At 49.7% G+C, this 25,347-nt stretch carries 26 protein-coding genes; 2 read left to right on the top strand and 24 right to left on the bottom strand.

Annotation, left to right across the window (positions count from 1 at the left end):
• Positions 1–41 precede the first annotated feature (41 nt).
• The 3 genes from AC07RZ_RS03045 to AC07RZ_RS03035 form a co-directional block, all read right to left on the bottom strand.
• Positions 42–2,714: a toprim domain-containing protein gene (locus AC07RZ_RS03045; RefSeq protein WP_494666847.1), complete on the bottom strand. Its 2,673-nt coding sequence runs from the start codon at positions 2,712–2,714 to the stop codon at positions 42–44.
• Between the two features lie 322 nt (positions 2,715–3,036).
• Entirely contained in the window at positions 3,037–3,279 is a 243-nt protein-coding gene (locus AC07RZ_RS03040; RefSeq protein ID WP_494666846.1) for an Ogr/Delta-like zinc finger protein, read from the bottom strand.
• A gap of 156 nt (positions 3,280–3,435) precedes the next feature.
• Complete coding sequence (locus tag AC07RZ_RS03035; protein ID WP_494666845.1) at positions 3,436–3,666, bottom strand: ribbon-helix-helix protein, CopG family; 231 nt, start codon at positions 3,664–3,666, stop codon at positions 3,436–3,438.
• Positions 3,667–3,932: 266 nt separating this feature from the next.
• Between AC07RZ_RS03035 and AC07RZ_RS03030 the strand changes: the two genes are divergently transcribed.
• On the top strand, positions 3,933–4,304 hold the full coding sequence (locus AC07RZ_RS03030) for a helix-turn-helix domain-containing protein (RefSeq protein WP_494666844.1): 372 nt from the start codon (positions 3,933–3,935) through the stop codon (positions 4,302–4,304).
• A gap of 163 nt (positions 4,305–4,467) precedes the next feature.
• On the opposite strand, the gene AC07RZ_RS03025 is transcribed toward AC07RZ_RS03030, so the two are convergent.
• Positions 4,468–4,812 (bottom strand): helix-turn-helix domain-containing protein, encoded by a 345-nt coding sequence (locus AC07RZ_RS03025; RefSeq protein WP_494666843.1) that lies wholly within the window; start codon positions 4,810–4,812, stop codon positions 4,468–4,470.
• Between the two features lie 220 nt (positions 4,813–5,032).
• On the opposite strand from AC07RZ_RS03025, the gene AC07RZ_RS03020 reads away from it, so the two are divergent.
• Positions 5,033–5,257 (top strand): hypothetical protein, encoded by a 225-nt coding sequence (locus tag AC07RZ_RS03020; RefSeq protein WP_494666842.1) that lies wholly within the window; start codon positions 5,033–5,035, stop codon positions 5,255–5,257.
• 192 nt (positions 5,258–5,449) lie between these two features.
• Here AC07RZ_RS03020 and AC07RZ_RS03015 read toward each other — a convergent pair whose 3' ends face one another.
• From AC07RZ_RS03015 to AC07RZ_RS02920, 20 genes are all read right to left on the bottom strand, one after another.
• Complete coding sequence (locus tag AC07RZ_RS03015; protein WP_494666841.1) at positions 5,450–5,935, bottom strand: hypothetical protein; 486 nt, start codon at positions 5,933–5,935, stop codon at positions 5,450–5,452.
• Between the two features lie 375 nt (positions 5,936–6,310).
• Entirely contained in the window at positions 6,311–6,583 is a 273-nt protein-coding gene (locus tag AC07RZ_RS03010; protein ID WP_494666840.1) for a hypothetical protein, read from the bottom strand.
• 24 nt (positions 6,584–6,607) lie between these two features.
• Positions 6,608–9,046, bottom strand: coding sequence for an RHS repeat-associated core domain-containing protein (locus tag AC07RZ_RS03005; protein WP_494666839.1), 2,439 nt, complete (start codon positions 9,044–9,046; stop codon positions 6,608–6,610).
• The gene (locus AC07RZ_RS03000) at positions 9,043–11,334 is read right to left on the bottom strand and encodes a DUF6531 domain-containing protein (RefSeq protein WP_494666838.1); all 2,292 of its coding nucleotides are present in this window, start codon (positions 11,332–11,334) and stop codon (positions 9,043–9,045) included. The genes AC07RZ_RS03005 and AC07RZ_RS03000 overlap by 4 nt, the downstream gene beginning before the upstream one ends.
• 688 nt (positions 11,335–12,022) lie before the next feature.
• Complete coding sequence (locus AC07RZ_RS02995) at positions 12,023–12,502, bottom strand: hypothetical protein (protein ID WP_494666837.1); 480 nt, start codon at positions 12,500–12,502, stop codon at positions 12,023–12,025.
• 224 nt (positions 12,503–12,726) lie between these two features.
• On the bottom strand, positions 12,727–13,050 hold the full coding sequence (locus tag AC07RZ_RS02990; RefSeq protein WP_494666836.1) for a hypothetical protein: 324 nt from the start codon (positions 13,048–13,050) through the stop codon (positions 12,727–12,729).
• Positions 13,051–13,356: 306 nt separating this feature from the next.
• Complete coding sequence (locus tag AC07RZ_RS02985) at positions 13,357–13,746, bottom strand: hypothetical protein (RefSeq protein ID WP_494666835.1); 390 nt, start codon at positions 13,744–13,746, stop codon at positions 13,357–13,359.
• Between the two features lie 21 nt (positions 13,747–13,767).
• Positions 13,768–14,223, bottom strand: a complete 456-nt coding sequence (locus tag AC07RZ_RS02980; RefSeq protein ID WP_494666834.1) for a hypothetical protein — start codon at positions 14,221–14,223, stop codon at positions 13,768–13,770.
• A gap of 680 nt (positions 14,224–14,903) precedes the next feature.
• Positions 14,904–15,749 carry a hypothetical protein gene (locus AC07RZ_RS02975; RefSeq protein WP_494666833.1) on the bottom strand — a complete coding sequence of 282 codons (846 nt, stop codon included), beginning with the start codon at positions 15,747–15,749 and terminating at the stop codon, positions 14,904–14,906.
• Between the two features lie 255 nt (positions 15,750–16,004).
• Positions 16,005–16,379 (bottom strand): hypothetical protein, encoded by a 375-nt coding sequence (locus AC07RZ_RS02970; RefSeq protein ID WP_144737936.1) that lies wholly within the window; start codon positions 16,377–16,379, stop codon positions 16,005–16,007.
• 51 nt (positions 16,380–16,430) lie between these two features.
• Complete coding sequence (locus AC07RZ_RS02965; RefSeq protein ID WP_144737937.1) at positions 16,431–16,754, bottom strand: PBP1A family penicillin-binding protein; 324 nt, start codon at positions 16,752–16,754, stop codon at positions 16,431–16,433.
• Positions 16,755–16,931: 177 nt separating this feature from the next.
• Entirely contained in the window at positions 16,932–17,264 is a 333-nt protein-coding gene (locus tag AC07RZ_RS02960; RefSeq protein WP_494666832.1) for a hypothetical protein, read from the bottom strand.
• 836 nt (positions 17,265–18,100) lie between these two features.
• Entirely contained in the window at positions 18,101–18,379 is a 279-nt protein-coding gene (locus AC07RZ_RS02955) for a DUF7660 family protein (RefSeq protein WP_082797976.1), read from the bottom strand.
• Between the two features lie 619 nt (positions 18,380–18,998).
• Positions 18,999–19,481: a hypothetical protein gene (locus AC07RZ_RS02950; RefSeq protein ID WP_494666831.1), complete on the bottom strand. Its 483-nt coding sequence runs from the start codon at positions 19,479–19,481 to the stop codon at positions 18,999–19,001.
• Positions 19,482–19,669: 188 nt separating this feature from the next.
• Positions 19,670–20,158, bottom strand: a complete 489-nt coding sequence (locus tag AC07RZ_RS02945) for a YcxB family protein (RefSeq protein ID WP_494666830.1) — start codon at positions 20,156–20,158, stop codon at positions 19,670–19,672.
• A 405-nt stretch (positions 20,159–20,563) separates the two neighbouring features.
• Complete coding sequence (locus AC07RZ_RS02940) at positions 20,564–21,367, bottom strand: DUF7669 domain-containing protein (protein WP_494666829.1); 804 nt, start codon at positions 21,365–21,367, stop codon at positions 20,564–20,566.
• Between the two features lie 270 nt (positions 21,368–21,637).
• Positions 21,638–22,054, bottom strand: coding sequence for a hypothetical protein (locus tag AC07RZ_RS02935; protein ID WP_494666828.1), 417 nt, complete (start codon positions 22,052–22,054; stop codon positions 21,638–21,640).
• Positions 22,055–22,084: 30 nt separating this feature from the next.
• Positions 22,085–22,900, bottom strand: coding sequence for a zinc-ribbon domain-containing protein (locus AC07RZ_RS02930; RefSeq protein WP_494666827.1), 816 nt, complete (start codon positions 22,898–22,900; stop codon positions 22,085–22,087).
• Between the two features lie 39 nt (positions 22,901–22,939).
• Positions 22,940–23,590, bottom strand: a complete 651-nt coding sequence (locus AC07RZ_RS02925) for a M949_RS01915 family surface polysaccharide biosynthesis protein (protein WP_494667037.1) — start codon at positions 23,588–23,590, stop codon at positions 22,940–22,942.
• An 11-nt stretch (positions 23,591–23,601) separates the two neighbouring features.
• Positions 23,602–25,344 carry a C40 family peptidase gene (locus AC07RZ_RS02920; RefSeq protein ID WP_494666826.1) on the bottom strand — a complete coding sequence of 581 codons (1,743 nt, stop codon included), beginning with the start codon at positions 25,342–25,344 and terminating at the stop codon, positions 23,602–23,604.
• Between the last annotated feature and the right edge of the window lie 3 nt (positions 25,345–25,347).

The following is a 25,347-nucleotide window of genomic DNA, read 5'->3' as shown; positions in this document are numbered from 1 at the left end:
TTCCATATTGCTGCATACATATCTCCCTCAGTAAAATTCAATTAGATAATCGGTTTGTCATTCTGGAATACCCAGCACATCATTGACTTGCTGCCTAGGGCGTTGTCTCGGGCACGGATCTGACTGTTAACCACGCGCACATCAAGAAATTTGCGCCGGCGGCTGGTGCGCAATACCTTCTTGAGATCGCCGATCACCGGGATCTGCTGGCGGCGCTCGGCGGCGATCTGCACAAAATGATTCAGGTTGACCGCGATCAGCTGCGGATCCCGTGAGTGGTTCAAGCGGTGCATGTCGTTGCTGTCCATGTAGTCGAAGGCCTCCCAGAATTCCTGTACCAGGCAATGGTCGTCATTGATCACCTGCTGACGTTCGCCGGCCATGGTGATGATCTGTTCGCGCATGGCCTTCTGCTGCTCAGGCGTCAGCTTGATCACCAGCCCCAGGGCGTCCGTTAGCGCCAGCATCTGCGCGTGGGTTTCCACCAGGCGCGGCATCTTGATCTCCGGCCGCATGCGCAATTCTTTCAGATAGACCGCCGTGCGCTCGGCCACGGTTTCCATGATCTTCTTCTCGCGCTTGGTCGCGGCCAGGATGAAACCCGACACCTTCTCGGCCGGCATGAATTTCAAGGCGTCGGCGGCCTCACCGGATTCTGGCGTTTGCGTCGTCAGGTCGAAATACAGGTGGACAATCCGCGATAGGATCGCCTCGGACGCGTTGACGGGGTTATTCTGCGAAATAACGATGGCGCCACGGAACGGTGGCTCGTAAGTCTCATTGCCGCCGGTATTCATGCCCCGTGCACGGGTTGAGCGGCCGTTGTAGGCGGTTTTCAGTTCATCCCAGTCGAACGATTTAATATGGCTCTTCTCGCCATCCATGCGCTCCCGGTCGGACTCAATCAGCACCACCGGCAAGCCGGATACCTGGGAAAAGTTACGGGCACGGGCGGCCAGGCTGGATTTGCTCGGATCGAACCCTTCATAACCGGCACGGCCGAACAGCTTCCAGAGAAACTCGATCAGCGTGGACTTGCCGGCGCCGGCCTTGCCGACTACCTCCAGGAACGGATAGGAGCTTTGCGTGGCGCGGATCTGCTCGGCAAACAGGGAACCAAACCAGAAGGTCAGCGCCACCATGCCCTTGGCGCCAAAGGCTTTCCACAACAGGTTGACCCACTCGGTCGTATAGCCGTCCGGGTCGCGGTTGATCTGGAGCGACACCGACCGATTCAGCGATTTGACGGCAAGGCGCCCCAGGTCGTAAAAATCTTCTTTATTGACGTCATACAGCGTGCCATCCTTGATAGCGACGTTGTCCAGCACATAACAGCCGTATTCCTTGCTATAACCAATATAGTCAATGGTTTCTACCCGCTTGATATGAAACAGGTCACGCTCCATCATCCGATCCAGCATCGCACTGGTGCCGCTGAACATCGCACCAGGCGCAATCCCGAGCAAGCGCTTCTTGAATTCCGCCGAGCTGGAGATCTGCGAACTGGTGAAGGTGTTCTTAATCGACGCGCCATCATGCGGGAAATCGACACGGAAGTAGTACCAGGCTTCGTCCGTCATCTCGTTTTTCTGGTAATACAGGGCCACCGGGTTGCAATTGGCTATCGGGCGTATCGTCTGGGAGGCATACAGTGCCTTCTCACGCTTGCCGGCTTCCGACAGGATGGAAGTCGAGCCGTCGCTGTCGAGCTGGTCCATTTCCTTGTTATAGGCGACCAGATCGAGCGTGAACCAGTACAAGCGGTTACGGAACTCGAAATCGAATTCAGTCTTGCCCTCCTTGCCATAGATCAGCAGCGCCTTGTCGCTGGCGCTACCGGCGACAAGAATGGCGCCGTGATAGCGGTAATTCTCGATATCGGCATCGGTCAGCTTGTCGCGCTGGTGCAGATCGTTCCAGTCCAGTTTGGCTTTGCCGTTCTGCGGGATCTGCGCGGCGCCACACTCCCAGCCGGCCGCCCGAGCGCGTTCGATATGTTTGGCCGTATAGCTGCGGCCGGCGTGATCGCCGTCCAGTGCCCACACCAGGCGGCAGTCCTGATTGCCCCGCGCATCGCGCAGATCCTGCAGCGACTGCAGTGGGTAGTTATTGCAACTCATGATCGATACGGCGGCTATGCCATGGTGTTCCAGGGCGATGGCATCGAAAATGCCTTCCACGATCCAGATCTCCTCGACCGCCTGCAGGCTGTGCGCCGGATGCGACCAGAACCTCCCCTGGTAAGCCGACCCAAAGCTAAACCGCGCCTTCTTCTTGCCGAAACGCTGCGGCTTGTCGATCAATCTCTCCCAATAGCCGTCCGCGACCGCAAAACGCACCGTAGCGCTGCCGATATTGAGATCCTTGTCGAAATAGCTCTCTTGCCGATACAAGCCCTGCACTCTCGCCAGCTCGAAGCCGCGGCCATGCTGCATGTAAGCGTCGGCGGCCGCCTGCGGGTTAGTGACTTCCGGCGTCTGGTAACGCTTGCTCCAGTCGTCGAACAGGTCGGGATACAGCTCTTTGACATGACCTTCGTAGCCGCAATTGTTCAAGCGGCCGCAACGCACCACCCACGGATTGTCGGCGTTCGCATACAGTTCCTTCTTTTGGCACTGAGGACATGTGCCGGCGCGTAGATAGCCCTTTTTTTCGTGCTTGAAATGGAATTCGGACAGGCGATTCAAAATATCGGTATGTAAGGATGGATTCATGACGATCAATTCGCACCAACGACCGCCAGCGACGGCGTGAACATGACGTCATCACGGATTGACCGTGCTGCTGTTGCCTTGCAGAGAGACAGAGACACTGCAAGTCTGCTCTGGCGCATCGCGCAATGGCAGGAACGACGAAATAAGATATAAAAAATGGCGTGGATAAAATAGTGCTGCATGGACGTGATGTGTTTTATTCAGAATGTGCGAAGCCAGCACGCCTGCTGACAGGCGTGACAAGGGCATGTTAATAAATGGGATTGTTTAGGTCGTGATTAGGGCAGCGCCAAGATGGCGTTGATCATCGACCTACCGGGACTCAGGACAATTGCTGAATGGCCGGCCAGTTGATGTGTTGCGACAGCGGCACGTCGACACCAGGTTTCGGAATGGACGACAAGGACAGGGTCCGGGCAATCTCCAGTCTGGCGACAAAGCAGAAACCACATTCCGGGTTTTGGCACATATACGTGATTTCCTTCATCAGGGCCGACATCGGACGGCTTTTAACGGCGCGGGGCAAGATCGAGCAGTGGGGACAACGCAAGCCAATATTTCTCATTAAGTATTCTTTGTTTAACTGAAAACGCAGTACGGCAACTGTCGTGGAGAGGTTCTTTTATTCAGAGTGAAAGCCCGTTCCTGGAAGGAGTTGCACGTCGTTGGCGTTGTCGTCGGCAGAAATCACTGCAGTTTCGATTGCCGGCGCTACCAATCCCTATTCGTTGCCATTATCGGCCAGCATGGCAGCGGAGATCGCTGCAGCAGCTTCGGCCTTTTGTTTTTCCATATCCCTGATGTACAAGGAATCAAGGACAGTGTGTCGTGGATCAAGCTCATAGGCCTCGATACCACGTGCAATCAAACGACGGATAAATGAAGCCCGTGACCGCCCTATCGCGTCAGCCAGTTCCTCTATCGTGGCGAGCTCCTTGGCGCTCAGACGCATACTAATCGGCGCTTGCAAACAGTCTTCAGGGGAACGACGGGAAGTACAAATTTTCATAGAGGGAAATCGGTGTGGTTGTTAAGTTGCATAATTATATAGCTCTTATTTGAGATCGTGTTAAAAAGATAGAGATTACAAACGACTACAAGTGACCACAAAAGACTACAACTGATACCTTATGACACCTAATAAATCGTTAGCTACCACACATTTTATGAAATTGAAGGCATAATAACGGCACCTTACATTAGACAAAATGAGTTCAAATGAGATCAATTGGTGAAATCCTCAAAGAGGAACGGGCTCGACTGGGGATGAATCAGGATGAGTTTTCGGCAGTAGGTGGATTGAAACGACGCGCCCTTACGCTGTATGAACAGAACGTGCGCTCACCGGACGCTGCCTATTTGCGGGCACTGGCCGCTATCGGCGTCGATGTGCAGTACATCCTGACGGGGGAACAAGCTGCATCCGCGTTGACGCAGCCCGAAAAAGACTTACTGATTAAATGTCGCCATCTCAGCCGCCGCGACCAAATGTGCGTGCTGGCAATGGTCGATGCGATGATCTCTCAACCGGAGGACGTAGTAAAAAATCTGATCACGCATCCAATGTCCGTACGCGCCAATTCTCGTTGAGGAGACACCCAAGGTGTCATCGACAAATGCTCACCACGTGATTACGTAGCGCCTGCGTCATTCTGACGGAACGTGATGTTAGTGGGTATTTGTGCCCGAAATTACAGGTCTTAATTCGGAAGATATAGCCTTGTTTAAAAGGCTGGGTAATAGCTTGCGCCATTCATTTCAAATGTGCCGATAGCTCACGCAAAATGATCATTGCCAGTTTTCGGTCATTTTCCTTCATGCCCGCCAGCATTTTTGCAATATCTTCAACTTGATCCAGGGTTCTAGCCGATCCCTGCGTCAACAACTCTCCAGCTGTACAGCCATATATCTCGGCCAGCTCATATAACCGAGGAATAGGTGGAATCACTGCTCCACGCTCAAACCTGGAAATTGTTTCTCTTTCTAATCCAAGCCGTTCGGCAACTTGGTCCTGAGTCAGCCCAGTCTTCTTCCGATAGGAAGCTAGGGCTTTACCTATGGACCGCCCTAATTCCATTTCATGATTCGTATCCATCATCGCCCAACACGTCAAGTCCCTATGAGACATAGATAGTGGATTGCTGCCTGCGATGCCAACAGGACATAAAATGTTGCAATGAGACATTAATAGATCAATAATCACAAAATGTCTTATGGCAAAACTGCAAATCTCATGCACCAGGGATTTTGCACGAGTGAAACACGTGATCGCGAATGACAGCCGACGCCGCCAATCGAATTTCCTTTGTAGGAATTGTATGTTTACACTGAATTTACCCCCAATCCAAGAAGTCAGGGATATTGTCCTGGATATGATGCCCGTGATCGCCCCCGATGCCGATCCTGAGACCATTCAACGATCCATCACCTTGGCGGAGAACCTCGTAGTGTTGTTTCAACTTGCAGAGTTCACCGCAACCACAGAAGCAGTGTTAAAAATAATGTTATCGGGGATGATTTCGACTACTGATTTTATGGACTAGGTGCGCAGTGCTTGATTCGTCTCCACCTCGTGAGACGGAGCACGAAAACTCCGCCCCAGTACCCACAAGTGTATGTCTGCCCGGCATATCGGAATGAACAAATTTCCGACGAGGTTGTAGATAGTCAACTGGGGGCGTGATTTATTGCAGGATGTTGATTCCTCAAATTCGTGGCGGTTTGGCTCGATCACACTACTCTAGCTTTTCAAACTTAAGAATCTCTCCAACTTTTCCGCCTAGTCGTCGACGAACATTCTCCAACCTAATCTCTTCGATCATCTTTCCTACTTGCTCTTGACTCAGCTGCTCAGATTCTTTTTGCCGTTCTGCCAACCAAACCATAAATTTTTCAAGGGCCAGTTGCGTATCCGAATCCATTTCACCTATGAGTCGGGAAAATTCCTGCTCCTGTTCCGCTCGAGAGGCCGGCGTATTCACTTCGCCATACTCGCCTATTTCAGGGACTTGCACACCTGAAGTCGCCAAAGCCGTACGTGCATCTTTCATCGCACCGACGAACGCAACTTCGGTATTATCGTGCGACGGCATATCAGGTTCGGATTCAATCATTGCGAGAGACGCTAGATAGAGGTGCTTGAGCAGTTCGAGATTATTATCCAAAGAAATCCCCTCTAATTCAATGTCATACAACTGCGCCGCAGACAGTTTTGCATGCATATGCTGTGACGATCAATTCGGCATTAATACACAGTGAATCGCCATCGTTTCAAAAAAATATCTCACAACTACTGAAATTTTCTCGCCAACTTATAAGTTGTTTCATTAATGAATGATTTTTCACATTAGGTCTCATTTTCCAGTTCCCCCCACGCCTGTGTTGGAAGTTAAATGCTCTGCTTTTAACGCAGTACGCAAAACCGCCAGCCCTCCAGACGGCGCGGGGTTCGCCAGAAAATCGACTGCATCAACGTGACGCAAAATAACGCACTTTTGGACTGAACCCTTGCGATTGAACTAGGGGTTCAGATCGCAGCAGACTCTCGATTGCCGCCAACTCAACAGATCACGATGGTATTTCTTTTTTCACATTTTTCATTTCGCTACTTGCCCTCTGTTTACTAGCCATCTGATCAACAACGCCTGCATCCCGAACATGACTGCCCCTAGCAAAAAGCCTACAAGGAAAAAAACCAGATAGTTATTTGACTGCGCGTCCCGTGCAAACCATGCTCCAAAAATCGTTGAAAAAATCAACGTTGACAAACCATAAGGACGCGTTGATGGCACATAACTATGATAAAGAAGAAAGAGCAATACCACTCCAGCAATAAAATCAGCCGCAAGAAAAATAAATTCTCCACCCATTTATGATCCCCAAGAAGAACACATTCAAAAATTGAACTGACTACCGAATTGATTTTGAATTCGCGTATCAACAGCGGGCCAACCATATTTTCCAAACCACTCATTAAATCCCTTAAATCCTCCGGTACCCTCTCCATAAGTTCGTACAACAACGTTGCCGTCTCCGTCTACAAATACATTGCGGTACACGTATCCAGGATCAAACATATGCCCTGGCATAGTTGTATTAAAAACCCCATAGTTTTCCTGATCGACAAAATGAATAACTTTGTTGCCTCCAATGTCAGAAATTTCGCAACTTTTTACTCCTCCAGCCGTTGGGCCGGCCGGAGTCGGAAATACCTTGACGGCATCAAAAACAGAGTCTCGGGTGCAAGTTGCTGAAAGTTTGCAAATTTTCGTCAGAGTCTCATATTCGTGGTAATTCGAATTGCGTTTAAGAGGATTATCTGGACCGCTCATACAAGAACCTGGATCTCTTCCGCAAAATCCAAGCGGGTCAATCTCCATCATTGGGTTCCCGTTTACATAGGTGAAGGTATTTATCCCACCACCAAGTCCGATAGGATCCGATTGAACGTAACGTCCCTGCTGCGGATCATAGTCGCGATGATAGTTGTAGAAATTATTCGTCTCTTTGTCATACAACTGCCCTGGGAAGCGCTGGTTGTATGTGAAGGTTCCCAGAGCGCTCGGATTCTCGTCCGGCGGTTGCAATCCAAACGGATCGGTATTATCCCAACGCCACACCATCTGATTATCGGTCGCCTGCGTGATCACCCGTGGCGTGTTGATGTGGTCCGCATAGACATAATAAACATTGGTTGCCGTGGCCTGGTTTGTTCCTGTCTCTGTGACTGATTGTTTCAGCACGGCCACTGGCAAGTCACCCAGATACACCGTCTCTTCAATTGTCTGTTGATTGGCATCGTACTCACCGATCAAATGACCCTGTTCGTCATAGACATAGCTGTTGCTGCCGGTGGCAACGATGCCGGTCGGTCCTTGCTTCTGTACTCGCTGATCAACGCCATTGTGGGAATAGGTGACAGTATTTCCCGCGTTCGTCGCACTGATCAGTCTGCCACGGTCGCTATAGACATAGCCGATCGTGCCATCGCTGGTCAGATTGCCAGCTGCATCGTAGGTGTTGCTCTTCGCCGGTGCCGGTCCGGTAGTCGCCGTCAGTTGATTGCTGTTCGCGGCAACCGTATTGGTGTAGCTGCCGCTGCCAAATGTGGCTTGGGTACGGTTGCCATTCTGGTCGTACTGGAAACTCTGGGTATTGGTACTGCTGCTGCCGGTGAGGCTGTTGAGACGATCCAGGTTGTCATAACCGTAGCTTTGGTCGAAATTGGCCGGAGCGTTGCTGCCGGTGCCCGTCCCGCTGTGACTGGTGGCTGTAATACGGCTGGTCGCATCGTAGCTGACCGTGCGGTTGGTGCCGTTGCTCAAGGCATTACCCAATGGGTAGCTGGTTACTCTTCCATCCAGATCTATCCCTCTGGCATAGGTATTCGTGCTGGTACTGCTGCTATTGCCCCAGGTCCAGGCATTGACCGGGCCGAAGGCTTGGTAGCCGATCCGGGTCAACAAGGGGATGGTGCTGCCGATATTGGTGCCGCCGCCGGTGGTATTGGTCGGGTTCAGGGTGAGGCTGTTGACTCTCCCTGCGGCGTCGTAGCTGTAATTGATCCGGTTGCCGCTCGGGTAGGTGATGCTGATCAGCTTGCCGGTGGTGTTGCCGCTCGTGCCGTAGGCGTAGCTGACCGTGCCGCTCGCGCCGCTGCTCAGCGTCTGCACTTTGGTCAGCAGGCGACCGAAGCCGTCATAGGAATAGGTCGTCTGGCCCGAACCGTCGATCATCCGGGTCAAATGGCCCTTGGCGTTCGGTGCACCTGTGGTGCCGCCGTCGTATTCGAACTGCGTGGGAGTGCCGCTGGCATAGCTGATCTGCGTTAGCCGGTTCAAGGCGTCGTAGCTGTATGTGGTGGTCTTGCCTCTGGCGTCGGTGCGGGTCTTCAGGTTGCCGGCGGCGTCATAGGTTTTATTGGTGTTGCCGGTGTCGGGACTGGACAGCGCACTCTGGTTACCCAGGCCATCGACGGTATAGCTGGTCACCAGGTTGTGCGGATCGGTGACGGAGCTGAGCTGATCCTGGCCGTCGTAGCTAAAGCTGACCGTGGGGCTGACACCGCCCGTAGCCGGGACCGGCAGTGTTTGTTGAGTCAAGCGTCCCAGGCTGTCGTAGCCTTGGGTCGTGACATGACCCAGGGGATCGGTGATCTTGGTCCGGTTCCCCATCGCGTCGTATTCGTAGCTGGTGGTCGTGTTCTGCACCGCCTGGGCCGCAGCAGTCGTACCATTCACGCTGCCCAGCAGCGGGCTATACGCCAGCGTGAACAGCACAGCGCTGACCAGGGTCTTGATACCCGGTTGTTTGATTACTAGATGCCCATTCATTGCACTGCTCCCGTGATTTGCTGCAATCGATTCAAGGCGTCCACCACACGCGTGGTCTGACGGGCCAGGGCGCCGCTCGGATCTTTGACTTGCTCGCCGATCCGGTTGCCGATGTTGTCCAGAGTGTAGGCGATGGTGTTGCCGAGGCTGTCGGCGATGTTGGTCAGGCGATGGGCGGGATCGTAGGTGTAGCTGACCGTCGATGTATCCGGCAGCGTGACCTGGGTCAGTTGGCCGACGCCGTCGTAGCCATACGTGGTGGTCTCGACCGTGCTGCCGGCCGTGACGGTCTTGCCGGTAAGCCAGCCGCGGGGACTATAGGTCAATGCGGTGGTGGCGCCGTTGGCATCGGTAATCAATCCTACCCGGCCGTTGGCGTCGTAGTTCGACAGAGTCGTGACCAGGCCGGCGGCGTTGGTCACGCTGCTCAGATTGCCCTGGCTGTCGTAGGTATAGCTGGTGGTGTCGGCGACATCGATGCGCGGGCCGGTGGCGCTCAAGACTTGGCCGATGCTGTTGTAGGTGTAATTCCAGCTGCGCGGGCTGCCGGTGACGGTCGCCGACAGGCCGGCGGCGCCGGTAGCATCGGTCGTCGCCTGCTCGGTCTTGGAGAGCAGGTTGCCGCTGGCGTCGTAACTGTACGTGGTTAGCCGCAGCGGCTCGGCCACCTGCAGCGGCAGGCGGTAGCTCGGGTGCCAGCTGGTGCTGATGGTGCGGGCCTGGGCGGTGCCGGCGGCTTCTGTGCGGCTGGTTTCGAAGTTGCGGGATAGGTCGTAAGTGTAGGTCGTCCGTACACCGTTAAAGTCCGTCCGACTCGATACGTTGCCGTTCGCGTCGTAACCCGCTGCATTCGATGCTGCGCCGCAGCCGGAACCACCAGGCTGAGATTGACCGGCAGGTCTTACTAAACCCAGCACATTCTGAAGATTGTGCGTACGCTGCGTTCCAAGTGGGTCGGTCACTGTGCTTGATACATACGGAGATCCGTAACTGATCGTGTACTTTTCCACTCCGCCAGCATGTTCCGTTGATATTGCTTTGCCATCGCTGTTATAGCTGAATGTGGCAAAACGTGCGCCGTTCTCGTCCGTAATTCCAGTTAGGGCGTTTGCAATATATGTATTTGCAGTTTTATCCTGTTCGTTGTACCAATAGATGCGCTTTTTGCCATCTGGGTAGGTCACCGAGGTCAGGTTGTTGCTCATTGCACTGCCTGCTAGAACAACCGAACTAGGTTCATCATAGGCATATGTATACACACCGCCTGCCGGATCAATCATTTTATTGATACGGGACGCGCTATCGTATTGCAGATTAAGGTGGTGATTGAATTGGTCCGTGATTTGGATCAAGAGGCCAGGTTTAGGGGCAATCGCAATCGGGGTTGTGGCATCACTATAGGTGAATGTCTGTGTTTGACCGTTTCGCATTCTTGCCGACTGAATGCGTCCCGTGCCGTCATAGTTCTCGGTTGAATCATCTGCCATTGCCAGATATCGCCAGCCAATCGTATTTCCAGAACCATCTGTCAATTGAATCAGTTGATCCTGATTGTCAGCGTCAGGTATCCACGCCCCGGAAGCATTTTGATTGAAGGTTATTCCCCGACCGTCGGATCGATAAACAATCATTGCAGCGGCTCCAGTGCCACTAAGCGCCGTCACGCGTTTATAGCTGTGCCGCCAATTGCCACCTAAATCAAAAGGCATCGATGCTGCGCTATTGACTGCTGGAGTCAGGTTGTAAGTCCGTGTAAATGTCAAGCCTACTGGGCTTTGGTAGTCTGTTTCTATCTGAACTTTATTTCCTGTCGCATGATTGATGGGATTGCCTGACATCGGGCACTGCGGTCCTGCATTTTTGTCTTCAGGAGCAGTTGATGGCTGAAGGTCAACCCCAAAAAAATTATTAGTGTAAGGACCGGACACGGCAAGACAAGTTCGATGGGTCTCATAATACTGAGGGCCACCGTACCAATATGCACTATAGGGGACGACAATATATTTCGAGGCTGAGCGTCCAAGATATGCAGCCATTCTTTCGCAAGCAGCTTGTGGGTCGGAATCATTATAGCCATACGCATAATATCCCCACCCCACAGAAGTAGCCGCTGCCAGCGAATGATAGGCCAGCAATGAGGCCAATATGATTTGGCGCTGCACAGATATAGGCAAAATAAAGGACAAGTGTTTATTTATCGCGGCTTCAATGCGCCCCGTTGCGACCGCCAGCATAGGCATCACATTGATATTTTCCGCTCTCGCCATCACCATCCCTTTGTCAGACATAAAAAGACGTGGATACCTCTGAGAGATAGCCACGTCGGTAAAATCTTGTCAGCCCACCCTCTCTGGAGGGTGGGCATACTTTCCAAGTGGAAAATAAAGTTATCCTAACATCATTTGTTGTTATACGTTAATAATCTTTTACCATCGATATCCCTGGATGCGGGACGCAAGGACATGGCGCTCATGTCAGCAGCGAAGAGAGGGCAATGCGCCATCTACGTTGCAAAACTTGGGCGAAAATAGGGAGAAAAATGGGAGAATCTTGAGACCATCTTAGACAACCCGACACAATATCAACGCGCTAGCGCGCTACTGTTTACGTTGTCTAAGATGGTCTAAGACCGTTTGATGGTGGTGGAGGTGGCGGGAATCGAACCCGCGTACGTAAGCTGAATTGTTGGCAATGGGGGATGCGAACAGAGCAATTTTACAGAGTGGCGGACCGTCAACAAGGGCTATTCCGTAATTACCCGAAATTTGCCTCCTGGCTGAATATCCGGGAATCCATTCAAATCGTTGTATTCATCCTGCATCACATCGAGATCTTCGCCTCGCTACGAGACACGTCATGACCAACTGATATGTGTTGCGACAGGCAGCAAACGACCCATTCCGGCCGGTCAATTCTCTCCAAAGCAGACGCTCAAATATAAGCCAGCGATAGGGGCGACTTCACTCTCTGTCGCTACTATTCAACCGGTGCAAGCGTTAATACAAGCCGAATAGGTACTGCCCGCCCTTCGTGTTTCAATTCGAGCATCAAGTCAGCATCTGGCAGAGTCCAGAGAGTGAGCCGGATAGCATCTCTTTCGTGCGGAAACCCATCATTCGCGCTTAACGAGTAATCCTTACCGGTCCCCAGCGCCGCAATGACCTTACCCAACGCCTCCTCAAAACGGCGATCATACTCGCCGATCAAGTGCCGGTAAGCTGGTTCCGACAACGAGTCAGCATTGAAATACACATCAAAGGTAGCTTCAACAAATCTTATGAAACCATCTTCGCGGAAATAGAAGCTGTATTTCCGCTGCTTCTCATCTTGAAATGTACGTCGCTTACCTGCACTCTGCACAAGCTTCAAACCTCGACCCGGAAGCTCCGCCAACACTTCATCCAAATTCCACCGTGTTTGGATTCGAGTCAACATCTGGACGACCTGTTCAATCACACACTACTCCTTGAGTATCTAGCCATGCTGCCAAAACTCTAAACTCCCCAATAGGCGGTCGAATTTCTCTTTTATTCCGACTGAACATCTCTGAATTTCTGTTTCTGACCGATAAAAACTGGTCAGGTGAAAGTCCTATCTCTAATCCTTTAATCGTTCTGGATGAATAACCATACGGTGCCTGGACGGCAGCTATTGGCCGATATGCGCCAATAGCTACCCTCTCAATTTTTTTTACGTTCGGCTTGTTGGCATTCTTTGATGGTTTGCCCTGTGTAGACCATGTCAATATGCACTGCCTTTACCCCAAACACAGTCCCACCAGAATTCGCAATTGATGCCTGAGCGCCATCTTTGCAAAACATTATTTCAGCAGTGTCACTTTGATTTATTTTTCTCCATCCCATATCCAATAATTTATCTGTATATTTTTTCCGCATTGGTTCATTAAAAGAAGCCGCATCCAGCGTTAAAAAATAGTAGTTGGCATTTCTTCTGCCATCCTGATAGTCCATCACCTTTCCACCACTATCAATCAACGTTTGCATACTGTCGCTTTGGTGTACTCAACAAGCTCTGCTCGTGGCAATAGATTTCATGTCCAATTTCGCGAGCATTTGCGAGCTCAAGGTCGAACACCCCCATTATCAAACTTAAGCACTCATGCCGTTTAAAGCCGGCTTCGCGGGCTTTACGATATACCTCATGCGCTGTAGCTCCGCTATGCTTCATAGCTAAGTATGGTTTAGGGTCTTGGTCCATGGTTACTCTCAAATATGGCCTAGTGGTGACGCTTACGCTAGGTCCGCTCCTGGCCGATAACAGGCATTGGCGAGCGATTGCGACCTATACCACTAGAGCCCTAGCGGAAGTCCGTTCGCACCATCCAATTTCGAAATTTTCCAACGCTCCGGTTCGTTGTATTCGTAATCAATATTGAAATTGAATTTACTGTCAACGGTCAGTAAGAACACGCAGAACTTATTTCCACCATTTGAAGTCGCGTCGCGTAATCGTGGCCCCAGCTCATTTACACCGTCATAAAATTGCTTATGTTTGAGCGCACCAAGAAGGAAAACTCCGTCCGGCGTTTCATACGACCCATTACATCCCCAGTTGTCTTCGTCGACCATACGAAATCTTACGAAGGCTCTGAGCCACGAGGAATACGTAGCTTGCATTGCCGCGATAAGATTTTTTGCAAGCTCAATAGTTAATTCGGTGGCTTCATCTTGGTTTTTCATGACGTTTAAATCCTGATTCAGCTACTTCTTTTCTCGAAAAGTGCCAGATTCAATTTCTCCGTACATGCCACAATAGTTTTGCGAACATGTTCCACCTCGCCCCATGCGCTCCCAACCATGAGATGCAATGAGCTTAACGATATTTCCTTTTGTTTGAAAAGTCAGCGTGCAGCTATCTTCTTTAAATTCGGTTTCGTTTGCTCGAATCGTCGAGGCTTCTTTTAATACATTGCATTCATGATGGTTCGGTCCAAGAGTATTCAAGAGAAAACAGCTAGTTCCCGCCGTTGTTTTCCATACGGCGAGTTCATCTTGGACGCGTGAGGGTGGCTCACCATTGAAGTGGAATACCTTGTGAGATCGGATAAAATTTTGTGCGCTAGCCGGGGGGCCGTCAGCGCAACCAGCGAAAGCATGGCCATAGCCGCTTGATCCAGTGACTGCAAATACTAGGACGATGTTTCTGAAGAGGACCATGAATTTTCCAATGGGGACGGCTTTCGACGATGTCATCGAGCGATACATCTTATCACTAGAAAGTTTCTCCTATAACATCGTTTTTCTCGGCTGAGCGAATGACCGGATCTGGCCGAAAGCGGGAGTTAACTGTTCGATTTCAAAGAAATTGCACTCATAGCAAACTTTGCTATCGAAGTGTATCTAACCATTTTCTCGAAACAGCAAAAAGCCCGCATCTTGCGGGCTTTGCACTTCTTCGGATGTCCGTTTCGTTCATGTTCCTTCAATCTTGCTGGTCAATGACTGCTTTAACTGATTTACTGAGTCAAGGAGCGACAATATGGTCGACCAGAACACATAGATCAAGAAGAACATACCAACAATAGGAATCAGAGTGACTACGACATAAACAGGGACGTTCTTATTTGTTCGTGCCGCTATTTGTCCAACAAAGACTGCATAAATCAACTGCATGATAAACATCGGTAAGAAACTGATGAGTGTCGGGCCCACAATATTTCCTTTTCTGATTAGTTATAAACATTATGAATTGAGAGACGGGGACTTATGTTCGTCTATGGCTTTCCACTCTTAGCCAATTGCGGACATCGCGAACTGTATCAAAAAAAGCCAGCAAATGCGGGCCTTTTTCTTTTCGTGGATGTCTGCTTCTGGCCTTTGAGCCGGTCAACTGAATATTAGAACTGGGCATTCCGTGTTCCGGGAATGTGTTTTGAACTAACTTCAATTTGCCATGCGATGAATTTTTCAAGGTTGAATTCGTAACGCTCTTGAAAGGATACGGTTTCTGCAGACATTAACTCTGCGTAGGTTTGCATTAAGGTTGAAGCTCGCAGAAATTGTGATTGAGCCAAATAACCGTTAATTGCGTTCAGTAAAACAGGAAAATCGGCATTTTCTTTTTTGCCACCAAAAACCAATTTGAGCTGGTTCCTAGCAAGCCAAATTGGGTCACTTTCAATTGATGGGACCGATGACTGTTGAGAACAGAGCCAGCGCAGTGCTTTTAATGGCCGTTCACCAAACGATGGTGGGGAAATAATTGCGCGTATTGAAATGCAAACGGCCTCTTCAATGCGACCAATACGAACATATTGTTGCCACAGAAGGGACAACGCATCTGTGTACTCTGGCAGCATTACCAAAGCCGTTTCAAGATGCTGAATGGACGTTTCTATATCTTGGTTTTTGATGCTTTCCTTTGCCGCTTGTAAGCAAGTCCTTGGAGACCTGGGGTCTTCTGACAGTGATGGAGGCTCGGGATATTCATCCGGGGAGGATTGAGCTGCAGTGAGAAATGAGTCGAGACTGGAATAAGTGGGCTGTATTTGCCATGAGTCATGCCAGGTTTCAACAACAAGTGGTTCGTAGTCTTCGCGCCCTATAGGCCAATATAAGCCAAACGTGTCTCCGTTCCCCAACTCGCATTCAAAAAATAGTAAGAAACCTAACGGAGGGAACGGTGTACGGTGGTTCCAATCCTTGTGTGGAGTAATCTTGCGTAGGTTGACCGGAATGAGCATAAGGGAGAATTCCTAATTTTTTATATCGCAAGACATCAATTTAACCTAGGTTGCAAGGAGCGACCGCTTTGGAGGCGAGTAATGGCAGTCCGGTTTTGGCCGAGGCTGTGTGAAAACGCAGAAAAATTCGGCTCACGTAAAAATCGGCCTCTCAAAACGACCGCTACGCGATTTTCTCGATATCGGCAATGGTCACTCTACCCACGAAAATTCATGTCTTTTGCGTTTTCACACAGCCTCGGCCGGAGGCGGACATCAAGAGGCGACTGTTATCGGCCCCACATCTTCCGATGCTAGCGCCATTGAAATTGCTAGGGCGGATGCAATTTCGAAGCTTCCTTCGTTTGAGTCATTTTCGTGTGATGAGCCGTCCACTATACGGACCAGCAAACCATCGGGAATATAATTTTCAAATTTTTCTCCTGGCCAAAACGAACATCTCACTCCTCTATATATCGCTTCCTTGAATATTGCAGGAATCTGTTTCTCAGAGACTTCCCACGAGAACGATAAGCCCGTCAGTGCATGTTCGAGAAGCAGCACGACATGACCATAACGATGCAACCCACCGTTCTGACGTACATAGCGCCCCTCTCCGCGTAGCGGCGCTTGAAAAATTAGTTTCTTCATTTATTCGCGTCCCCTTTTGGCCGGGTGCGGACTAATTAAGGAAGTAAAAAATCACACTTTATTCACGCCGAAATGCATCGCAAGCGTCCAAACTATGCCGAACAATATTAGCATCGCAATAAGTCCGTATAGGATGCGCAGTAACGAGAACGCCTTGCCTTGTGATTTTTCTAAAATGGCTTGCGCTACGCGATTTCTAAAAGTGAATTCCCCTATCAAGTCACCGACAAGTGTTACAGGCAGTGCCAAAACAAAAAACCACAGCCAGCCAGATTGCGTATTCGGATAGTCAGGAAATGCAAGAACTAGCATTCCCAATATTGCTGCAACTGAGAGTGCGATATACCAGCCAATGAATTTAATAATACGGTACATCTACACCTCAGTAATGCAACGAAAAATGTTAATTTTACGCGGAAGTTTTCCAATATCAGCGACACCAATGTCAGCTTTGGAGCAGACTCTCGACTGGCAGGTTCTGGCCGATTACGGACGATCAAATCGAAACAGCATTACTTCAGCCCATTGACTGGAGTTTGTAGGATTTTCATTTTAGAGCTGCTTGTATGATTGCACATGATGAGGAAACAGCGATTCGTACAACTTAGCCTCAACGCCAAGCAAATTGATTTCTATCTCTGGCTCTCCTAGCGAAATCGAATAGTCAAGGATGCTAACTCCGATCGCAGGAATTACTGCGCCATCAGCTGTTGTGACTGAAAGTTGAATGTCACTTTGGTCCGAATGAATTTTCTGACATACATCCCTAATACGATCATATTCTGCTGTAGGCTGAAAATTTCCAAATGCCACTCCCATCGGAGCATCGCCTGCCTCCAGGGCCGAGAATCCGACGAGATTAGGACCCGCATATACTTTGTACATTCATTCTCCTTAATCCACCATCACAAGATTGGAACGACCGCATTTGGCCGGCAGCGGCCGTCCCAAAGCGGACGGCGTCTCAACGGATAGTCTGGTGGCCGTTATCTTACATGCGCTCGATGGTGTATGGCTCAATCTCGCATCGCCAGCCACTGAAATGTCCGCAGCCGCCAGGTCCATTAGGTCCTCGTACAACTCCAGACACTCGTACACGCTTACCAGCCCATCGCGAGAGTGCCCTTTCATTTGGCTGAATGCTTCCGCTTCCAAAGGCCAACCATACGCCTGATTGATAGTACGGCGGCTCAATATCATCGGTAATTTCACGGCGTTCCGCCTTTGGAAAATGCTCGAGAGATGTGTTCTCGAATTCGAAGACCAGAAGCCCAGCTACTTCGACAGGCTTTCCGTCGAATTCGCTAATGCGGTCTATTAATTCGTTTACAGAGAGCATAAGGACCTTCCCGGCATTGTTTGACGTTAATCTGATTGAAGAATCCACCGGTTGAATCCACAGCCGATTGCAGACAGTCATAGCTGATTATATTGCCGACATCCAGCCATTCGACTCAAGCTCTGTGATTACGCTGTCAAATTCCTCTTTAGTGATGGCACAGTTGACGCGATAACCGCCTTTCGGATGGACCCCATCAATTTTTGCGGCAGAGACTCCCGGAAGGTTAGTGAGCAGCGACAATAGCGCAGTTTGCTCACTACCTGTGTAGAGCGTTTCGCCTCGACGTCGCATCAATCTTAAGTACCCCATTGTTAGCACCTAATTCAATTAAACAGTAACGTCTACTATTGGCCGATTGCGGATTATTTTTCTTTTGGCATCATTCGTATATCTTCCCACAAAAGAGAAAGACCGCGAACTTCTTCCAAGGGGACTCCGACGCCAAACCTTGCTTAGAGCCGAATGCTGAATCTTCGGCCCAAGCATGAGCAGCTTCCAGAAAGTCCTCAATCGAATGATTTTCCCATCCGTGTTCATTTCGCCCGAAGTCATCAACGCGTCCTCCTGCACTTGCGCGGCGGTCTTTTTCAAGAGCTGCGACGAACGCAAGGAATGTGGTTTCGTCAACGACGGTTTCTAATTGTTCGTGTAATTGCATCTAAATTAGGTAGGGAAAATTAAAGTATCGGGATTATGAACTCTCTGTGAGGGTCCGCTTCTGGCCGGTAGCGGGCATCGCTGCAACGTGCCGTGCTTGATGGATTACCGTCAGCGTCAAAACTTTAAATTTTTCGACGATTTCTTCTGATTTGATGGAAGAAATTTCAGGAAATATCGAATATTAAATAATCTAGTAAATCCCCAAACGCAGCCCGTGAAACACGCCAAAAATGTAAATATTGCCGTTGAAACGTAGAGCACTGGGCTCGTTTCATAAAATACTATGTGACGCGAGAATTTGCCTATTGTTACTGGCTCCAAGTTGACCCACGCAGGAATCATATACCAAAGATAAATCGGCCCGAAAAAAATGAAAAAGATTGGGCCTAAAATCCGTTCGCTGAAATCAATAAACGCTTTATACATATTCCTGATTACCGGTCATAAGCCTAATTTTTACAGCGTCATAAATGTGAATTGCATCATACCGAAAGGCGATTCATGACTTGCACATCAAAGGCCGTTATTGGCCGATTTGCGCCAATAGCCATCGGCGAATGGTGGTTCACGACCCGTTCATGTCGCGCATCATGCCATGTTCACCAAACACGATAAAACTACTTTTTGGAAAATTGCCAAGTTCCAGAGCCGACAAAGGAAATCTCACGCGCAATGGTAGATTTTTCATCTCCTTTCCATAAAGTGCACCTGATGGCCGGAGCGGTGTCCTTCATGGAAAATTCACACTCACCATTGTTGTAGCTGAATTCAGCGTTCAACATTTGGTCAAATAACCTATAAATCTTGTAGGTCGCAACCGAATTGTCCGCAGAGACTGCAACCATCCCAGATGAAACGAAGAACCATGCGTTCCCTTCGAGAGGGAATATGAATATCGGAGCGTCTGGGTTTTTGGCATCAATTCCAGCAAATGACTTACATATCGGAGTGGTGTCCGCTCCCAAAAAAAAGGTCCGTTCGCACGTTCCCTCGATGCGATACGTGCCTCGTGAAAGTGCGAACTTATCATTGGCAACAGACAATTGCACTACTGCGACCAGCGATATCCCAAACAAGAGGCGTACAAGTTTCGATTTCATTTTGTCTTTCTTTATAGGGTAATTCGCGGTCGCCATTTCTTGGTGGTACGTATCCGAAACGACAGCTTTTGGCCGAAAGCACGCAGCGGCAAACGACAGCATCAAGGCGAACTCCGCGAATGAACCGGTAAATGACTGGACAGATATGCCTGGCAATGTAAGGGCTTGAAGAGCGAGTAGCTGTCCGCTTAGACTGGACCGCCAACATGTTGAGTCAATCGATTAATCAACAAAGATACGTCAAAGCCGTCAGATACGACAGATTTTGGCACGATATGATAGAGCCTAGGCATCGGATAGATGAGAATGTAATTGTCATTCTGACGCCACTTCACCAAGTGGTTCCAGATGAGTTTTCCATCTGCATTCGGAGAAATAAAACGGACGCCATCTTGGAGTAGTTCAACTGTGAACTCCTCATGAATGGCTTTGTATTTTCTATAGTGCCGACGAGCCATTATGGGGGCAATGATGTATCGCCCCAGCACCGTCACAATCAGCCCTCCCGCAAGTCCACCGATTGCACCGGCTTTGACAACTAACGAACCAAACACAGCAAGCGCGATTAGGACCAGTGCTAACGCTGCATAAATGAAAATTTGGTGCCGAGTTAGCTTAACAAACAGCTTCATCGTGTTCACGTAGTCTTCTTCTGAAATTCGATACTTAGCTTGCATGCTCTCCCAATCGGACGCCTGTTTAGATGCGGGCATAAATACTACGTGGACCGAAACGCATATGCGTCGATATTGAACAACTTAATCGTGGCGGAAAAATTGTTACCGCATGTTGCCACTTGGAACTTAACAAAGCAATATCGTTTTGGTGAAGTGCGTCAAAGTCAGCTTTTGGCCGAGGCTGTGTGAAAACGCAGAAAAATTCGGCTCACGTAAAAATCGGCCTCTCAAAACGACCGCTACGCGATTTTCTCGATATCGGCAATGGTCACTCTACCCACGAAAATTCATGTCTTTTGCGTTTTCACACAGCCTCGGCCGTTTTGAGCCCATCGCTTTTTCTGTTGTCCCATTGAAGGGGCGGTAACTAGTCTTGGCGTTGCCTGGACCAGTAATGATGCCTGGTCAAACATGCAGGGCCGCGGAGCGAAGCGTTACGGCGAGGTCGTACTCCATCAGGCGGACATTCGGAACCTGCGTTGCCGCGTAACGCAGTTTCTGGCCGATGTCCGACGCAATGATGATGCCATACACATTCTTGTCGCCCGCTAAGTGCACTTTGACCCAGCCCATATAACGAAGGATTTGTCCTAGAGCCGCGTCCGGTCCGCGACCGACTTTCAGTTCGAGTACATAGAAGTCACCGTTGCTGGTCGCCAAAATGTCGATGGGACCAACGTCGGTCTGAAATTCCACGCCATCACGATCGTCCGTGCGGTATAGCGCAAGCGGCGCATCGTGACCAGGTAGTTTCGGAAGCTTCTTGGCGAGGTAGTCGCGAAGGTGCGCCTCTAGAGCGAACATGCTGTACGACTCATCGGTTGCCTCTACGGCTTCGGCGATCTGCGCTAGATTGTCGCCCACGCCATCCGCGAGGCGGACGATCAGTGCGCCGTCGGCAGAATGCGCGATTTCCCACACGCCGTGTTTCTCAGGCTGGTACCAAACAACCCGTCCGCGCCCAATGCTGAACAAGTAATCGTAGGCTGTGTCGGTGAGCCGTGGCTTCTTGTTGTCGCTGTAATGGATACGCGATGGATGATTCACCGCCCCCGAGATAATGCTGCATGTCATTGAACTGTCGTTTATGCCATCGCCGTACATCGACCTCACTTTTGCTTTAATTGCTTGATACGTACATTCGCCATTCAATTGCTGGACCGCTTCTTTAACCATTTGCCATACCGGCGGGCGGTTACCGTTACTCACTATTTGCACTCCTTGTTCGTATTCTAGGTCCATCTAACGGACCAGGCTGTAAAGGGTTGGCGTACCGTGCTCAAGCGGCAACATATAACGATGACGATCAGATGTCCGCTTTGGGCTGAGTTTGTTAGCGACTGCTCCTGGCCCGGAGTGTGTAAAAACGGATCCCGATTGGATCCGTTTTTACACACTCTGGGCCGATACCGGAAATTAACTGCCCGATTTCAAAGAAATCGCACTCATAACCGTTACTGACCGACAGCAGCAGGTCGGTCAGTTCTGTTGTTGGCTAAGTTGTTCCTTTGCCCAGGCTATAGCATCCTTCGCATCTATAAACTGTCCCTCCTGCGGGTCACAAATTACCCCTCCCGACATTGAAGCAAGCACGCTTGACGCGGCAAGGGCCGAAACGAGCTCGAGCGGCCGAGTTCCAATTGAGAACAGAATCGAAAAATCTGTATCTGCAGGTTCACCTGCATCGCGTTCATCTCCCGGCGAAATTTCCGACGAGTAGTATTCAAAACCAGAGAGATGTCCATTTACGGGACATGGCAGAAAGCCAGAAAATGAGTCGACATCAAAATTGATGTCTAGGAGTACGGGGAAATCAGCCTCAGAAATAGCCGTCTGCCATGTTTGAGGCGAAGGCATATTGCGGCGATTCAAATACACAATAAAATCGTATGCCATGGGAATCCTAAAAATAACCACCTGTACAGCTCAAAGCAATTCAGGTATTGAGAATCGATTCTTCTTCTTGCTCTTGTTCAGTATTTTTTGCTTGTCTTGCGCAATACGACGGCACTCCGGGCACCAGCGCCCTTTACGAATATACATCGGCAGGGCCTCCCAAGTGTGACCCTCGATGCACTGCCAACTCAGCGGCGTTACCACATTAGTGTAAATATCTGACAGACAGCGGCCGCCTCGATCCCGCGCAATTTCCCTCATTTTTTCGATACCCAGACGCATGTGCTCGAATGAACACTGCGCGCACCAGTGGCGGCGAACTCGTTCCGGCTGAGCGCTCCAGATATGACCCACAGCACATTGCCATTGCAGGTGTGTAGTGCTGTCGACGTAGGTATCTGACAAGCAAAGCCCACCCTTGCTGGCTGCAAGCTCCTGCATTTTTTCAATTGTGCCGCGCTTTCTATCGACATGGCATTTGGGACACCAACGCCCGCCACGCACCACTGCCGCAGTCGTTTCCCAGGTATGCCCCTCGGCACATTTCCAACGCAATTGGGATCTGCTGTCTACATAGCGCTTGGACAGCAACTGCCCACCGCGCCGCTCTGCGAACCCACGCATCTCTTCCACGCTGCCGCGCATACGGTCGTAGTAGCAACGTAAGCACCAGCTGCCGCGCTTTACACTGTGGGAGGTTGCATGCCATTGATGCTTCTTCGCACATTGCCAGAGCAAATTCGTGGAAGAATTAATATAGATGTCTGATAAACATAAGCCACCGCGGTCATTTGCGATTTGCTGCATTTCTTTAAGCACTAACTGCTGACGTTCGCTTCTAATCATTACCTGTATTTAGATTTCTCAATACCATGCCGTTTGATCTCAGTGCCGCTCGACGTAAACCTTATTCCATATCGCATCAAGGTGTTTTTTATAGACCAAATTTTCGGGTAGCAGCAAAGATTTATCGTAAGTCTTCTCCCCACCGTATGGTTCCTGGCCCTGAATAACTATTTGGGACTCCCCTCTAATGGCGAATTTTTCCTTACCTTTTCGCATAATGATTTTGACGGTGCTAGGATCAATCCCTCCACCACAAAACATCTTATATGGAACCGTGACTTCGGCCACTCCATCATTATTCAGGTCAGTAATCGTCACGTTCTTCGCGAAAAAAGACGCGCTGGAATCTAAACCTGGACAGTCAACAAAATCCGAAATAGTCCATTCCTCAACCCAACCTGCATTGTCTTTAGCGTAAAAAACAGCGCGCAAATCTATGCGCTCATTTCTGGAACTATTTTTTTCGGTTTTCGATGGTCCATTTTTTTCCGTCAAAACCAATATGTGCTGGCCTATCTTGTCCTGTACATTAGTTGCAGAAATTAAATCCCCTTTTAGTTCGATATGTTCAGCGGACAGAATTTTTTGATCAATTTTGGAAGTCGTTATTTCCGCCGAAAAAGCACTGCTGCAACTCGCGGAGACAAGGAAAACTATTGGCAATACTGCTCGTGAAATATTCTTTTGCATGGCTGCCCCAATCATCTTGTAGCATCTCCTTTTTTGGTCTTTGTCTTGATTCCGAATTCCTTGTTTAATTCTTCCGCCGAATGCTCTGCCAGAGTGTTCGCTTTTTCTATGTCTTTCTTCGCAAATTCCTGGTAAGCAACCGGCACAAAAAAACGAACTCCTTTACGGAAAGGAGAGAAATTAATTTGGTCGGATTGATTGCCGCCTAAACAAATATAATCGTGTCCCGATTTAGCATACACCAACGTAGCGTGATGAGTGCCAATTAGCGCGATGGCCCCAAAGATCGGTGTTTTTATCTCGACAAAATTAGGATCTGAAGCCACTCCCCTTGCGCGCATCGGATTCTTCCATTTAACGTAAGCGGGATGAGCCGTGGATAAGCAATAATTCACGAACGAGGCACACCACGCATTCAGAGTTCCCTTCAAAGTCTTAAGGGACGTGACGCCGATCAATTCATGATAGTTTGATGTCTCGGTAATCACATCTTCTGTTTTTCCCGCCCATTTTTTTGCTTCAGCAATTGCGACTGCCATCCATGGGGCGCGCTGCTGATCTGGCTGCAGCAGCGCTATTGGCTCTCCCTTGCCATCCTTACTACGCGCCAACTCCACTTTTTCGGCAGGCGGTTTAGGTGGCTTCTTTTCTTCTGCCTTTGGTGCGGCTGCGGCAGCGGGTTGCGCCGGCTCGGCAGCATTTGGCACCTTCTTTTTAGGGACTTGCTCCAACTTCGGCCTAGCTTGTTTCTGACTGCTCCCGGATTGAGGTGAAAAACTTCCATAGATAGAGATGACTTGCGATGGGAATATTTTCTTCTCATCTTTGATCTGCGGATTGTCTTTCTTTATTTCCTCAGCGGTAGTTTTATAAATTTTGGCAATTTTGCTGAGCGTGTCACCGGGTTGAATCACATAGTGCACAGGCCGACGCTTTGACGGCGCGTCACTTTTTACTTTCTTTAAGTCAGTTGGAGCGACGTACGTTCGTAAATTATTAAACAGAGCAAACGAGTTCGACTTATCACCCATGACGAAGTCGTGGATTTTCTTCCATTCCCCTTCGACGCTAGCAACAAAAATGCTAACGGTCTTCCCAATATCTAAGTGCGCGATGAGAGGCAATTGTCCCTTGTCATCAGTCTTCGTTTGGTGACTCGTTCCGCCAATGTCGATCTTTACTGGGAGATTAGCTTTGGGTTTTGTTCCATCGGAGATAGTGACAGTTGTGGTATTTACCACTTGTTCTTTTCTGGTCGATTGCTGGTTGTGAAAACCTTCGTGCTTCTCCATCGCATCAAGAACGGAATCGAGTTGAGCATCGGTAAGATCGCTGAGTTTTTTCGTCGTCGGAAAACCCGTCTGTTTGCTAATGGCATCCGCGTAAACCTGGGGATCGTTGTTATCGCTGGCGGGTGCATACCCTTGGGTTACATTCCCATTCTTGTCCTCCACACCAGCAAGCATCGTGTAGATAGTACGTTCATTGTACTTACGTCGGAGCAAAGCTTTCTTTTGTGCTCGTCCTTTTTCGTAACTCGCAAAAATTAAAAACTCACCATTCGACTTCGTTTTCCCAACACCTATCGCCCCATAAATGGCCACACCTGCTTTTGCCGGACGCAAGTTTCCTGGATTATTAAAGCGCCAAGCAATAGTGCCACCGGTACGCAACAAGTGGCTTCCGTCGGCCGCGGCATAATCAACAGTAAGGTGTTCGTATGTATATTTGGCGCTGACAAATTCTTGACTCATTTC

Source organism: Collimonas sp. GW821-FHT07E08 (assembly GCF_059418905.1).
The sequence above is the reverse complement of the archived record's forward strand: the minus strand, read 5'-3'. Positions and strand labels throughout refer to the sequence as shown.